General features: G+C 66.2%; 11 protein-coding genes. 3 read left to right on the forward strand and 8 right to left on the reverse strand.

Annotated features, from left to right (window positions below; all coding sequences use genetic code 11):
- Nucleotides 1-56: 56 nt before the first annotated feature.
- The 4 genes from M2299_RS07820 to M2299_RS07835 form a co-directional block, all read right to left on the reverse strand.
- Entirely contained in the window at nucleotides 57-2,282 is a 2,226-nt protein-coding gene (locus tag M2299_RS07820) for a TonB-dependent siderophore receptor (RefSeq protein ID WP_099842209.1), read from the reverse strand.
- Nucleotides 2,283-2,771: 489 nt separating this feature from the next.
- On the reverse strand, nucleotides 2,772-4,058 hold the full coding sequence (locus M2299_RS07825; RefSeq protein WP_025875354.1) for a DUF445 family protein: 1,287 nt from the start codon (nucleotides 4,056-4,058) through the stop codon (nucleotides 2,772-2,774).
- 119 nt (nucleotides 4,059-4,177) lie between these two features.
- Entirely contained in the window at nucleotides 4,178-5,062 is an 885-nt protein-coding gene (locus M2299_RS07830; RefSeq protein WP_280884158.1) for a plasmid replication/partition related protein, read from the reverse strand.
- A 63-nt stretch (nucleotides 5,063-5,125) separates the two neighbouring features.
- Complete coding sequence (locus tag M2299_RS07835) at nucleotides 5,126-6,478, reverse strand: aspartate aminotransferase family protein (RefSeq protein ID WP_280884159.1); 1,353 nt, start codon at nucleotides 6,476-6,478, stop codon at nucleotides 5,126-5,128.
- Nucleotides 6,479-6,632: 154 nt separating this feature from the next.
- On the opposite strand from M2299_RS07835, the gene M2299_RS07840 reads away from it, so the two are divergent.
- A complete protein-coding gene (locus M2299_RS07840) occupies nucleotides 6,633-8,129 on the forward strand; it encodes an aldehyde dehydrogenase (protein WP_280884160.1) in 1,497 nt (498 codons plus the stop codon).
- 6 nt (nucleotides 8,130-8,135) lie between these two features.
- Here the strand turns inward: M2299_RS07840 and M2299_RS07845 are convergent, their stop codons facing one another.
- Nucleotides 8,136-8,789 (reverse strand): hypothetical protein, encoded by a 654-nt coding sequence (locus M2299_RS07845; protein WP_280884161.1) that lies wholly within the window; start codon nucleotides 8,787-8,789, stop codon nucleotides 8,136-8,138.
- Between the two features lie 147 nt (nucleotides 8,790-8,936).
- On the opposite strand from M2299_RS07845, the gene M2299_RS07850 reads away from it, so the two are divergent.
- Nucleotides 8,937-10,217 (forward strand): MFS transporter, encoded by a 1,281-nt coding sequence (locus M2299_RS07850; RefSeq protein WP_100436037.1) that lies wholly within the window; start codon nucleotides 8,937-8,939, stop codon nucleotides 10,215-10,217.
- Here M2299_RS07850 and M2299_RS07855 read toward each other — a convergent pair whose 3' ends face one another.
- From M2299_RS07855 to M2299_RS07865, 3 genes are all read right to left on the reverse strand, one after another.
- Nucleotides 10,218-10,679 carry a bacteriohemerythrin gene (locus M2299_RS07855; RefSeq protein ID WP_059063661.1) on the reverse strand — a complete coding sequence of 154 codons (462 nt, stop codon included), beginning with the start codon at nucleotides 10,677-10,679 and terminating at the stop codon, nucleotides 10,218-10,220.
- A gap of 85 nt (nucleotides 10,680-10,764) precedes the next feature.
- Entirely contained in the window at nucleotides 10,765-12,108 is a 1,344-nt protein-coding gene (locus M2299_RS07860) for a diguanylate cyclase (protein WP_099844250.1), read from the reverse strand.
- 94 nt (nucleotides 12,109-12,202) lie between these two features.
- Nucleotides 12,203-13,765, reverse strand: a complete 1,563-nt coding sequence (locus M2299_RS07865; RefSeq protein ID WP_223486294.1) for an MASE1 domain-containing protein — start codon at nucleotides 13,763-13,765, stop codon at nucleotides 12,203-12,205.
- Nucleotides 13,766-14,101: 336 nt separating this feature from the next.
- Here M2299_RS07865 and M2299_RS07870 point away from each other — a divergent pair, with 336 nt between their 5' ends.
- Nucleotides 14,102-14,446, forward strand: coding sequence for a hypothetical protein (locus M2299_RS07870; protein WP_025875335.1), 345 nt, complete (start codon nucleotides 14,102-14,104; stop codon nucleotides 14,444-14,446).
- Nucleotides 14,447-14,450 lie beyond the last annotated feature (4 nt).

Genomic DNA, 14,450 nt, shown 5'->3' on the forward strand with positions numbered 1-14,450 from the left:
GGTTGGCCATCCGTGGCCGGGTGCCGGTCGCAGAACCGGCACCATCCATCAGGTCATCAGAGTTTCCAGCGCAGCGTCACGCTGACGTTGCGGGGTTCGCCCCAGTACACGCCCTGGTAGAAGCCGACGTTGTTGTAGTACTTCTTGTCCAGCAGGTTGCTGATGTTGAGCTGGGCGCTGAAGTTCTCGTTGAAGCGGTAGCCACCGGCCAGGTTCAGCAGGTAGAACGCGTCCTGGGTGATGCGCGCACTTTCGGTGCGGCCGGTGGTCAGGTAGTCGGCCGTCGGCTTGGTGCTGTTGTTCCAGATGCGGCTCTGCCAGGTCACGCCACCGCCCAGCCAGAAGCGGCCTTCGATGCCGCCCGGCCGCCAGCTGGTGTTGAGGCGGAAGGTTTCCTGCGGGGTGGTGGTCCGTTGCAGCACGCCCGCGGCGTTGCGGATCCGGGTACGGGCGAAACCGGCCGAGATGTTCCACTGCTCGCCGATGCTGCCCTGGGTTTCCAGTTCCCAACCCTTCACCTTGTTGCCCTTGCCGGTCGAGCGATAGGCCTGGCCGCCATCGGGCAGCGAGTTCAGCGGCACCGAATCATCAATCTCGGCCACGTTGTCCTGCTTGCCCTCAAACACGGCGGCCGAGGCGTTCAGCAGGCCACCGAAGAATTCAGCCTTGACGCCCGCCTCGTACATGTCGCCGACCACCGGCTCAAGGTAGTTGCCGTTGCGGTCGCGGTAGTTCTGCGGCTTGAAGATGTCGGTGTAGCTGACATAACCGCTGAACATCGAATTGAAGTCGTAGACCAGGCCGGCATACGGGGTCAGCGTGTCGTCGGGCTTGTAGCCGGTGCGGGTGGTGCGGTTGCGGTTGCCGTTGGTGTCGTAGCCGTAGCCCCACTGGCGGGTTTCCCAGCTGCCATAGCGGGCGCCGACCACGGCCAGCAGCGGGTCGGCCAGGCGCAGGCGCGCGGCGATGTAGGCGGCGCGCTGGCGCAGCTCGTTTTCCGAGGAAAGACGGCCGTAGCGTGTCACCGGCAGGACCGGCACCTTGCCGGTCCAGTTGCGCCAGTCGGGAACCTGCATGTAGCCCGGTGCGCTGGTGTCGAAGCTGGTCGCTTCGGATTCGCCCTTGCGCACGGACTGGCCCAGCCCGAACACCAGTTCATGCTCGCGGCCGAACAGCTGGAACGGGCCGCCGACGTTGACGTCGAACACGTCCATCGTGCTGTGTTCGTTGAAGTGCGAGACGTAGGCGGTGACGCCGGTGCCGTCCGCGCGCGGGTAGCCGGCTGCGCCGTACCAGACGCTGCCATCGGTATCACGCACGGCATGGCTGACGTTGCCCTTCAGCGACCAGCCGCTGCCCAGCTGCTGTTCGAGGCGGGCGAAGGTGGTCTTTTCAATGATCGGCCATTCGCTCCACGACGCCGACAGATTGGTCGAGCGCGGCAGGTTGGCCGGGTTGCCGTCAGCACCCCAGTAAGGCACCACGCCCCAGGTCACGCCCGTGGTGTGCGGTGACTGGTATTCATAGCCCAGCTCGAACAGGGTGCTGTCGGTCAGGTCGGCCTGGACGATGCCGTAGAACACGTCCTTGTCGAGCTTGTAGACATCGCGGAACGAATCGCTCTGCTGCTTGGCCGCGACCACGCGTGCGCGGATGCGCCCGTCCCACGCCACGGGACCGCCCAGGTCGGCTTCCAGGCGCTGGTTGCCCCAGCGCCCCACGGTCAGGTTGCTGCTCATCTGGAAGGTGTCGGTGGGGCGCTTGCGCACCATGCTGATGGTGCCGGACGGATCACCGGCGCCCGTGGTCAGGCCGGTGGCGCCGCGGATCACTTCGATGCGTTCGTAGATGACGTTGTCGGTGTTGGTCTTGATCGACCCACCGAAGGTGTTGAGCATCCCGTCGATCTGGAAGTTCTCGATCGTGTAGCCACGCGAAACATAGCTGATGCGCTCGCTGTCGGTGACCGACACGCTGACGCCGGTGACCTGGCCCATCACGTCGGACAACGAGAACAACCCCATATCATCCAGCCGTTGCCGGGTGATGACGGTGACCGACTGCGGCGTCTCGCGCAGCGACAGATCCAGCTTGGTCGCGCTGCGGGTGTTCTTCACCGTGTAGCCGTTTGCGATCTCGCCGTCAGCGGTCACCTTCACCGTGTCCAGCGTGCGCGCATCGGCAGCGAGCGGTGCATCGGCGTGGGCCAGCGGAGCGATCATCACAGCGGTCAGGGCCAGGGCCAGCAGGGTTGGGCGGGGAGTAATCAGGGGAGAAGCCATCGGTGCGATTCCATGCAGGACAAAAAACAGGCGATGGCAAACGCACCCATGGCAGCCATGCGCTCCGCGCACGTCACCCAGCGTGATTCCCATCGACGGCGCGCCACCTGCGGCAGGCAGGCGACCCAGTGGTCGGGGGATGTACACGGGCGAAGGGGCGGGTGGGCGCGTGCTTCCGTGCCCCGCTTGGCTAAGCGTACAACCGATCAGTAAATGATAGGCATTCGCATTTCGTTAAGCAAGTGTGACAGCCCCATTCGTCCCCCGAACATGTGGATCCAGGCAGATCGAGGGAAACGGTCGAAGGCGGGGCGCTGTGGGTTTGCGGGGTGTGAGCCGCATGGATGCGGCGACCAAGCCCCCAGGGATGGGTTCACGGCGGCCGCGCAAACCCACAGCGCCCTGCCATCCCGCAGGAAACCAGCTGTGGCTGTTGCTTTGGCTCCCGCATCTGCGGGTGCCGGGCGCAGCCCGGCCGGGCCCCCCCCCTCAGAACCGGAACAGCACCGTAGCCGCATGCAGCAGCAGCCCGATCAGCCCACCCACCAGGGTGCCGTTGAAGCGGATGAACTGCAGGTCGCGGCCCACGCTCAGTTCCAGCTGCTCGACCAGATGACGTTCGTCCCAGCTCTTCACCGTCTGCGCGATATGGGTGGTGACGCCCTCGCGCAGGCGCCCGGTGAGCCGCTGCGCGCCTTCCAGCAGGTGCTGGTTCAATGCCTCGCGCAACGCCGGGTCCGATTGCAGGCTGTCACCCAGCGAGGCCAGGCTGCGCTGCAGATGACCGACCAGTGCCGAATCCTCGCGCTGCAGATCGCCGCGCAGGCTGGCATGGATGCGCGACCACAGGCCCTGCACGTAGTCCTGCAGGGCAGGGTGGTCGATCATTTCCTGCTTGAGCTGCTCGATGCGCTCGGCCAGTGCCGGGTCTTCGCGCAGGCGCTGTACGTAGTTGCCCAGCCATTGTTCGTAGTCCTGGCGCAGCGGGTGCTGCGGCTCGGCCAGCACCTGCTGCAGCTCCTCAAGCACCGCGCGCGCCAGGCGTTCGGCAAGGCTGTCGCCGATCTCATCGATCGGCTTGACCCAGTTCACCGTGCTCGACAGCGTCGGCCATTCGCGCTGGATGTAGCGCACGATCAGCTGCGAGGCGCGTTCCTTCACTTCCGGCTGCTCCAGCCAACGCCCCAGCCGTTGCAGGCCTTCGTCCAGCACGCGCTGGTGGCGGCCGTCGGCGGTCAGCAGGCCCAGCAGTTCGCCGGCGGTGGCTGCGGCGTTCCACTGCCGCAGCTGCTGCACCACGAAGCTGTGCAGCTGCCGCCGCACCGCAGCTTCATCGAAGAAGTCCAGCGCCTGCAGCGCCCAGCCACGGGCCATGTCGGCCAGCATCCGTGAACGCGCGGGATCGGCCAGCCAGCTGCCGAGGCGGCTGGCTGGATCGAATACCTGCAGCTTGGCCAGCAGCACCGTCGGTTCCAGGAACTGGTCGCGCACGAACAGGGCCAGGCTGTCGCCGATGCGTTCCTTGCTGCGCGGAATGATCGCCGTATGCGGAATCGGCAGGCCCATCGGCCGCCGGAACAGGGCAACCACCGCGAACCAGTCGGCGAGCGCGCCAACCGCAGCGGCCTCACAGAAGGCCGAGACCCAGGCCCAGATGCCACGCTCGCCCTGCCAGTGGCTGACCGCGAAACCGGCCAGCATCAGCAGCAGCAGGCCAAGGGCGAGGGTTTTCAGGCGCCGCAGCTGGGCGCGGCGCGGATCGATGGCAGACGTCATGCCCGAAGTCTACCCGCAGGCCGGTGAGTACCCGGTAGTGCCGGCCGCTGGCCGGCAACCCATGGACGTTGGAAGCACCTTGCAGCTGCCGGCCAGCGGCCGGCACTACCGGGGGATGCTCAGAGCGTTTCAAGCTGCCTGCGCAGGTGAGCCAGCTGTGCGCGCAGGGTGTCGTTCTCGCGGGTCAGGGCAACCACGCGGCGGCGCAGCGCCGGGGCATCCTCGCCAAGCTGCTCCAGCGCGGCCAGCACCTCGGCATCGCGGCTGGCGATCTCATCCTCGTTGGCCTCTTCGAAGTCCATTTCCGCCGACTCCGGTTCAGGCTTCGGCGCACGCGGCTTGCGCTTGGACTCACGCACGCGCTTTGCAGCCTGCTTCAGTTCATCCTTGCCACCGGCAGCCGCCGCGCGCTGCTCTTCTTCCGGCAGGTCGGCCACGGCGGCGGCGGCGCTGATCGAGATCATGCCGGCCTTCACCGCTTCCACCACCTCGGCCGCGGCCTGGGCGTGGATGCGCTCGATCATGCCCACCTGGCTGGTGCTCAGCTTGGCTTCGCGGGCCAGTTCGGCGCGGCTGATCTTCGGCGCCGGTTCCCACGGTGGGCTGTCTTCGCCGGCCTCGTCGGCAGGCTCGGCGGTGCCGTCGCTTTCGCGCTGCAGCTGCGCCTGTTCGACCTGCTTGCGCGTGGACAGGATGTCGCGCTTGCGCAGGGCCAGCACGCCGCGCTGGAAATCGGAAACGCTGCGCCGGCCCAGGTGCTGCTCGATCATCCACAGGTGCACGTCTTCCATGCTCTGGAAGCGGGTGTTCTGCACGGTGTTGAACGGCAGTCCATGCTTCTGGCAGATGCCGAAGCGGTTGTGTCCATCCACCAGCACGTCGCCCCACAGTACCAGCGCATCGCGGCAGCCTTCGGCGAGGATGCTGCGCTCCAGCGCCTCGTGTTCGTCGGCGGTGAGCGGGTCGATGTAGGCCTTGAGTTCTTCTTTGACGACGATGTTCATGGGCACGGCAACAGGCAGGAGCGGAACCGCCCATTGTACCTGCTCGCCAGCACCGCCCTGGCCTCAGGCGGTGGCCCGGATCATCTCGCCCAGGGTGCCGGTGATCTGGTCGATCTGTGCCTTGTCCACGATCAGCGGCGGTGACAGCGCGATGATGTCGCCGGTGCAGCGCACCAGCAGGCGCCCGTCGTGGAAGCAGCGGCGGAACACCTCGTAGCCACGGCTGCCGGGGGCGTCCTTGCGCGGTGCCAGCTCCACCGCACCGACCAGGCCGAAGTTGCGGATGTCGATCACGTTCGGCAATCCGTGCAGGGCATGCAGGCGCTCCTGCCAGTATTCGCCCAGCTCGATCGCACGCTCGAACAACCGTTCCTCGGCGTAGATGTCCAGCGTGGCCAACGCCGCCGCGCAGGCCAAGGGGTGGCCCGAATAGGTATAGCCATGGAACAACTCGATGGCCTGTGGCGGACCCTGCATGAAGCTGGCATGCACGCTGTCGCCGACCAGCACGCCTCCCAGCGGCACCGCGCCGTTGCTGGCGCCCTTGGCGAAGGTCAACAGGTCCGGGGTGACCCCGAAACGCTGCGCGGCGAACGCCATGCCAACCCGGCCGAAGCCGGTGATGACCTCATCGAACACCAGCAGAATGCCGTGCTGGTCGCAGATCTCGCGCAGTCGTTGCAGATAGCCCGGCGCCGGCAGGATCACCCCGGCCGAGCCGGCGACGGGTTCAACGAACACCGCGGCAATGGTGGACGGATCGTGCAGGGCGATCAGCCGTTCCAGATCGTCGGCCAGCTCGGCGCCCTGGCGTGGCAGGCCCTTGCTGAACGCATTGCGTGACAGGTCCAGGGTATGCCGCAGGTAGTCCACGCCGCCGAGCTGCAGGCCGAACTGGCGACGGTTATTGGGCAGCCCGCCCAGTGCCATGCCGCCGAAGCCGACCCCGTGGTAGGCCTTCTCGCGGCTGATGAAGCGCGTGCGCTGTCCCTCGCCGCGCAGGCGGTGGTGGGCCAGCACGATCTTCATCGCTGAATCCACCGCCTCCGAACCCGAGCTGGTGAAGAACACGTGGTTCAACCCGGCCGGGGCCAGTGCCGCCAGCCGCTGCGCCAGGGCGAAGGCCGGCGGCGAACCCATCTGGAAGGCCGGCGAGTAATCGAGGGTGGCGGCCTGCTCGGCGATCGCGTCGACGATGCGTCGGCGGGCGTGCCCTGCATTGCAGCACCACAGGCCAGCGGTGCCATCGAGGATGGCGCGCCCATCGACGTCCTCGTAGTGCATGCCCTCGGCACGTACCAGCATGCGCGGCGCGCCCTTGTACTGGCGGTTGGCAGTGAACGGCATCCAGTACGCGTCCAGTGAATCGGGGCGCTGGGTGGCCAGGTCGTGCAGGTCGCTTGCAGGGGTTTTCATGCCGGCTCCATCGGGTCCGATGGGTGCGACTCTAGCGCAGCCGCGTCACGGTTCTGTCGGCAGGCATGGCCCGGCGAGCGCGCAGCGCGGTCGATCACGGTGGGGTCGCGGCCGCGCCGGTATAAACAAGGATCGTTGATTGCTGGAGCGACCCATGGCCGACTTCCCCGACCGCAGCCACTGGCAGGCCCTGCGCAGCCGCGTGGCGATTCCTGCGCAAGCGTTCATCGATGGCCGCTACGTGGATGCCGCCAGCGGCGCGCGCTTTGATTGCATCAGCCCGATCGACGGGCGTGTACTGGGTGCGGTGGCCGACTGTGATGCGCAGGACGTCGAGCGTGCAGTGGCCTCGGCGCGCTGCGCGTTCGAGGCAGGCCACTGGTCGCAGGCCAGCCCCGCCCATCGCAAGCGCGTGCTGCTGGCGCTGGCCGCGCTGGTGGAGACGCACGCCGATGAGCTGGCCCTGCTGGAAACGCTGGACATGGGCAAGCCGATCCGCGATGCGCGTCGCATCGATCTGCCCGGCGTGGTGCGCTGCCTGACCTGGACCGCTGAAGCGGTGGACAAGCTGTACGGTGAAATCGCCCCCACCGGTCCGCACGAGCTGGGCCTGGTCACGCGCGAGGCCGCAGGCGTGGTGGCGGCCATCGTGCCGTGGAATTTTCCGCTGCTGATGGCGTGCTGGAAGATTGCGCCGGCATTGGCGATGGGAAATTCAGTAGTGCTGAAACCCTCCGAGCGCTCGCCACTGAGTGCGTTGCGGCTGGCCGCACTGGCGGCCGAAGCGGGATTGCCGGACGGCGCGCTCAACGTGCTGCCCGGTCACGGCTCACGCGTGGGCGAGCCGCTGGCCCTGCACATGGACGTGGACGTGCTGGCCTTCACCGGCTCCACCGCTACCGGCGCCAGGCTGCTCGAATACGCGGGGCGCTCCAACCTCAAGCGGGTCTGGCTGGAATGCGGTGGCAAGAGCCCGCACGTGGTGTTCGCCGACGCGCCGGACCTGGATGCGGCCGCCAAGGGCGTGGCGCAGGGCATCTTCTTCAACCAGGGCGAAGTCTGCACCGCCGGTTCGCGGTTGCTGGTGCAGCGTTCGATCCGCGATGACTTCGTGCACCAGGTGATCGCCTACGGCCAACGCATGCAGCCCCGCCATCCGCTGGAGGCCGATGCACCGATGGGCGCGCTGGTCGATGCCGCGCACGTGGACAAGGTACTGGCCGATATCGCCCGGGCCGAAGCCGATGGCGCGCGCCTGCTGCTGGGCGGCCAGAGGGCCGAAGTGGAGGCGGGCGGTTGCTATGTGCAGCCGACGGTGTTCGACCAGGTACGCCCGGAACAGGCATTGGCCCGCGAGGAAGTGTTCGGCCCGGTGCTGGCGGTGCTCGGCTTCGATGACGAAGCCGAGGCCGTGCGCTTGGCCAACGACAGTCGCTATGGACTGGCCGCCGGCCTGTGGACGCGGGATCTTGGACGCGCCCATCGCGTAGCCCGCCAACTGCGCGCGGGCAGCGTGTGGGTGAACGGCTGGGACGGCGGTGACATGACGGCACCGTTCGGTGGCTACAAGCAGTCCGGCAACGGCCGCGACAAGTCGCTGCACGCCTTCGACAAGTACAGCGAGATCAAGGCCACCTGGATCCAGCTGTAGACCGCGCTACCGGCAGCTTGCACTGACCTGCAGCACCGCCTCGCGCAGCAACTGCCGGTCCACTTCCTCCACTGCGTTCTGGAAGTAGTGCATGTCCTGCTGGCCCAGCGTGCACGGGTCAACCATGTAGCCCGGTGGCCAGGTGCCGAGCATCTGGGCAACACCCTGCAGGATCTGCTCGGGCGTCATTTGCCGGTGGATCCGGAAAGGGGGGCGACGGGGCGCGAACGCCGCATGCACCTCACGGCGGCCGATCAGCTTTGCGGCCACACCCTCGGCAGTGATGCCATCGCCACCATCGATGCTGCCAGCCGGCAGCCTCAGATTCAGTGGTTGGTTGCGCGCAGCCGCGCTGCGTTGCCGATCGACATGCACTGGGCGCTGCTCGGCCTGCGCAGGAGGAAGCGCGGGGGCGTGCGGAACCTGGTGCGGCGCAGCCGCCGGCCGTGATGCATCGACAACCAGACGGCTCATCGGCGGCGCTTCCGGCGGCAGCCAACGCAGGCTGATCCGCGAATTGTCGCGTGCGATCAAGGCGATGCGCCCCGCATGCAACAGCCACCACAGCATCAGCAGATGCACCAGCAGCACCGCCAGCCATGCAGCCAGGCGAGGCAGCAGCGGGGAATCGGAGCATGACTGCGGGGCGGCAGAACCCATCGGTGAAGCATCCATGCAGGGACCGGTGGTGCAGCGTAGCGGCCCCCGGGAAAGAATTCGTTGGCGTCGGTGTCGCCTGAAACCATTGCCCCGGCGGGGCGGCCAAGCGTGGCAGAATCGGTCGATCCGCCGTTACCCGCCTTGCCGATGTCGACGATCACCGCTGCCGCGCCACCCGTGAATTCTCCCCGCCGTGTCCTGCTGGCCAGCCTGATCGGCACCACCATCGAGTTCTTCGACTTCTACATCTACGCCACCGCCGCGGTGCTGGTGTTCCCGCACCTGTTCTTCCCGGAAAGCAGCGACCAGGCCGCCTTGCTGCAGTCCCTGGCCACCTTCGCGGTGGCGTTCATCGCACGCCCGGTGGGCTCGGCGGTGTTTGGTCACTTCGGGGACCGCATCGGCCGCAAGGCCACCCTGGTGGCCGCACTGCTGACCATGGGCCTGTCCACGGTCGCCATCGGCCTGCTGCCCACCCATGCGCAGATCGGCCTGTGGGCGCCGGCACTGCTGGCGCTGTGCCGCTTCGGCCAGGGCCTGGGCCTGGGCGGCGAATGGGGTGGGGCGGTGCTGCTGGCCACCGAAAATGCGCCGCCGGGCAAGCGCGCCTGGTACGGCATGTTCCCGCAGCTGGGTGCACCGATCGGCTTCCTTCTGTCAGCCGGCATCTTTCTGCTGCTCGGTCGCTTTCTGGGCCAGGACGATTTCCTGCAATGGGGCTGGCGCATTCCGTTCGTTGCCAGCGCGCTGCTGGTCGGCCTCGGCCTGTGGGTGCGGCTGAACATCCACGAGACACCGGATTTCAAGCGCGCGCTGGAGCGCAAGGCGCCGGTGCGCCTGCCGATGTGGACGGTGCTGCGCGAGCATCCGCTGCCGATGCTGCTGGGCACGCTGGGGGCGTTCGCCACCTTCGTGCTGTTCTACCTGATGACGGTGTTCAGCCTCGGCCATGGCACCGCCGTGCTCGGCTACAGCCGCGAGCAGTTCCTGCTGATGCAGATGGTGGCGATGCTGTTCTTCGCCGCCGGCATCCCGCTGTCGGCACGCTACGGTGATCGCTGGGGAACGCGCCGCACGATGGCCATCGCCAGCCTGCTGATCATCGGCTTCGGTGTGCTGTTCGCGCCGTTGTTCCAGGCCGGCAGCCCGTGGCTGGTACTGACGTTCCTGTGCCTGGGCCTGTTCCTGATGGGGCTGACCTACGGCCCGTGCGGCACGTTCCTGGCCGAAATCTATCCGGTGGAAGTGCGCTACACCGGTGCCTCGCTGTCGTTCAACCTGGCCGGCATTCTGGGCGCAGCCCCGGCGCCGTACCTGGCGACCTGGCTGGCCGAGCGTTATGGGCTGGTCGCGGTCGGCTACTACCTGTGCCTGACCGCAGTGATCACCCTGTGCGCGCTGCTCGCCCTGCAGCGCCGCCAGCGCTGATCAGCCGAAGAAGCGCTTGAGCGTGCGGCCCAGCCACCCGCCGCTCTGGTGCTCGCGGGCAAACTGGTTCAGGTGCTGCTTGACCTGTTCGGCATAGGACTGGTCGTCGCCGCGGATGTGGTTGAACAGCCAGCGCGAGAGCATGGTGCGCAACTCGTCACTGATGTCCTCACCGGCCTGGAAGCGCATGCGGTATTCCGATACCCGCTTGATGAAGACCTCATGCACACGCTTGTGCGCGGCACAGAATGGATAGCCCGCTTCTTCCATCAGCTCTTCTTCGAATGCGAAGTGCGACATGGTGTAGTCCACCACCTCGTCGATCACTTCGCCCACCGCTGCCCGCTGCAGGCTGGTCTGCGCCACGTGCAGGTGGTTGAGCATCTCGATGATGCGGCGGTGTTGCTGATCGATCACATCGATGCCGATGTTCAGATCGTCCTGCCAGACCAGTAGTGCCATCCCCGGCTCCCCTTCATGCTGATGTCGGGGCCGACTGTAGAGGCACCGCCCATGGGCGGCGTTGATCTGGATCAAGGCATGCCAGTCAGGACAGCGCAGCCTCGCGCGGGCGCAGCGGGCTGGCCACCGTGGTGCAGCTGACCCGGTTGCGGCCTCCGGCCTTGGCCAGGTACAGCTGGCGATCGGCCTCGGAAATCAGCCGGTGCAGCGCGTCACGCTGCGGCCGCAGGCAGCACAGGCCGATGCTGACCGTCATGCGCAGCGTGGCACTGCCGATGTCCACTTCCAGCGCGGCGATGCGCTGGCGCAGCTCCTCGAAATAGAGCAGGGCTTCGTCCTGTTCCATGTCCGGCACCAGCAGGCAGAATTCCTCGCCGCCGAAGCGCGCGATCAGGTCCTGGCTTCGCGCGTGGTCGCCGACAGCACGGGCTACCGCACGCAGCGCATCGTCACCCGCTTCGTGGCCGTGGGTGTCGTTGATGTGCTTGAAATGGTCGATGTCGATCATCGCCACCGCCACGCACTGGCCATGCAGCTGCAGTTGCGGCAGCTGGCGCTGGCTCTGTTCCAGGAAACAGCGGCGGTTGGGCAGGCCGGTGAGGAAATCGCGGGTGGCGAGGTCCTGCAGCGTGCCGATCAGTTCCAGCTGGTCCACATTCTGCGAGACACGGCAGAAGAACTCTTCACGCGAGAAGGGTTTGCGCAGGAAGTCATTGGCGCCGTTCTTCAGGAAGCGCGGAATCAGCGACGCATCGGCATTGCCGGAAATGCCGATCACCGCCACCTTGTCGCGCGAGCGCAGGGTACGCAGGCGGCGGGTGAACTCCACGCCCTGCATGCCCGGCATCTCCTGGTCGACCACGGCCAGACGGATCGCCGGGTGCGCCTCGATCGCTGCCAGGCCTTCGCTGCCATCGGCAGCCTCGTACACCTCATGACCGTACATGCGCAGCAGGGCGGCGGCATAGCCGCGTGCGGACGGCGAGTCGTCCACCACCAGCGCGGCGATGCGCCGGTTGCGTTCCAGGCGCTGCACCAGCCAGACCAGATAGTCGATGCTGCCCGGAGTGTTCTTCAGCACGTAATCGATGATCTGCTGCTGCAGCACGCGCTTGCGCAGATCCTCGTCGTACACGCCGCTGACCACCACGGTCGGCAGGTTGCGCTTGAGGAAGAACTCGACCACCGCGTCGCGGTCGCCATCGGCCAGCACCAGCCCGGTCAGCACCAGGAACCAGCCGCCTTCTTCACTGAGCAGGCGATCAGCTTCGGCCAGCGAGCTGGCCACCACCACCGGCAGCTCCAGGCGCTGTTCGATGGCTTCGCGCAGCATGCCGGTGAAGGCACGGGAATTTTCCACCAGCAGGATGCGCTGCGGCAGCGGATCGGCCAGGTCGCCATCGACAGCGGCCTGCGGCAGGACGGGCATGATGCGGTGGCTCACGTGGGAGGGCTCGGCACCGATAGCGGCGGTTTCAGGTGCAACTTTAGCCGCGCAGGACAACCGGCACGCAGCGGGTGTGTCAGGCCGACGTTGGAATCTGCGGCTGCACACTGGAAATCGAGTCGTATACCGCAAGGCGGAGCCGATTGCTGCGGCAATGTACCGCGCCACCGTAGGCCTGAATCCGTCCGCTCAGGCGCTCGACGGCCTGGTGGGTCGTGTCAGTGGACAGCGCACAGCCACGGTCCAGCAGTGCGACGACCGCGACGATGCCACGGCGGCTACCGGCCGTGCCACACCGGGTCCGTACACAGATCTGGCCCGCCTCCAGTTCCAGCAGCAGCGAGACCGCCTCGATCAGGGTGCGGTAGATCACCAATTGCAGGTCTACATTCAGGATGAACGGGTTTCCGGTCAACCTGGGTCGATTGACCCGGTGGGTATTGCTCCAGATCCCGTACGCGCCACCGCCTTGCAACGCGACATACAGCCCGACCTGTTCCAGTCCAGTGGGGTAGACCAGGCTGGCTTGTTCCCGGAACAGTCGTGAATGCACGGACGATGCATGGTGCAGGCTGTTTGCAACCGCGTGGTGACCCTGGGACTTCAGCCAGCTGACCATCTCGCTGAGCGAACTGTCCATGCCCTCACTCAGATGCTTGAGACGGATGGCCCGCTCGCGTAGCTCACGCTCGCTGGTCTGGTGGGAGCTGCGTGTCAGGCGCAACGTGGTTTCCTCTGCCAAGCCTCGGGACCGGGCGCGTTGATGGTGATAGCTGATGCTGGATCCCAGCGCGAGCAGAGCGACACTCATCACCGCCATGTTCTGTTGGGTTGCGAACGTGCCCAGGTCGAAGGAGGAGGGGAGGCCAGTGCTGGGCGTCGCGGCATGAAGCGGGAGGTTCAACAGCGGAATTGCAATGGCTGCACCACGCCAACCATGCATGAAGGTCAGGGCGATGGCGGGCAGGGCCGCTATCAGTACAAGGTGTTTGCGGGCGACATGGGCGCTGCTGCCTGTCAGCTGCATACCCAAGCCCAGTATCAGCATCAACAGGATCGCCACAGCGGTGGGCGCGACAAGGCGGGTGCGCCAGCTGGGATCTGCGTGCCGCAGGCCCCACAGGAAGGCCAGCGGGACCAAGGTGATGATGGCGGCGAAGTGGCCAAAGATTGCCCGATCGACCGCGTCCAGCAGGTTGCTGGGCGGCGGATTCGTCCAGAGGGCATATGAAATGCCCAGATTAAGACCCGGGACGAACAGCGCTGTGCAGAACGACAACGACAGCAGCCAGAGGCCGGTGGCGGCCTCGGATGGTGTTCTCATCCGATGCAGATAGATCACCAGCATCGCCATCGGCATCAGCAGGGTCGATGCCAGGATGACCCAGTCCAAGCCGTAGGTATCGATCATGGGAAGGCGCAGCTTGGCGAAGTAGATGTACTCGCCGAGCAACAGATAGGGCCACAGGCGCATCGGGACGATCAGCAGCGCAGCCGCCCGGATACCTGCTGGCAGGAAGAACTGGTCCAGCGAGAACTGGCGCGAGACGAGGCAGCTGGCAGCGTAGACGGCGGCCAGCGCAAGTCCGACCGGTCGAATGCGGAAGCTCACCTCGAAGGCATTCTTCAAACGGTCCAGAAAAGCCTCCTTGCCATCGCTAAGCTACCGCCGACCCGGTAATGAACACTATCCATGGATGAGTGAAGACGCAATCGGCACCATGTTTTCCCGCCAAGGAAGTAGGGCCGGGGGGGCGTCGGGTGCACATATGGGACTAAATCGTCCGGATTATTCAGCCCTCACTGTGTTGGGGCTGGAAGACGTTACTATCGCTGCGAAGTTGTTTGCTCTCACCCCGACCAGGAGGTCATTGTGCGATCCATGATTGTTGGTGTGGTAACCAGTGCAGCAGTGTTTGTCGCAGCTCCAGTTTTCGCGAGTGATAGAGGAGGCGGTGACTACCACGGAAAACCCTTGGCAAGTGCCGCAGTTTCGACGGAGGGCCTTGGTGAGACCCATCCCGCCGCTGCAGACATCAGCGCCGATCCCGCGTTGCAGGTGTACGCTTTCCAGCGCGATGGCGTAGTCTATCTGCAGGTCAACGATCTGGCCGGGCAGGTAAAGGTGATCATCGGCAACGCCGGTGATGCCTACTTCGCATTGCCCGCAGGCAAGTCTGCGGCGCGTGTTTCGCTTCCCGGTCAGCGACTCACTGTTCCGGGTGCGGCACGGCGTTTCGAGGTATATCGTGCGCAGGATGTGGTGCTGGTGCGGTACGCGAGCAGCGATGGCGACATCTGGTCCATTGAAGCACCGTAGTACT

Origin of the sequence: Stenotrophomonas sp. 1278, from assembly GCF_029892765.1 — a bacterium.
Classification (GTDB): Bacteria; Pseudomonadota; Gammaproteobacteria; order Xanthomonadales; family Xanthomonadaceae; genus Stenotrophomonas; species Stenotrophomonas indicatrix.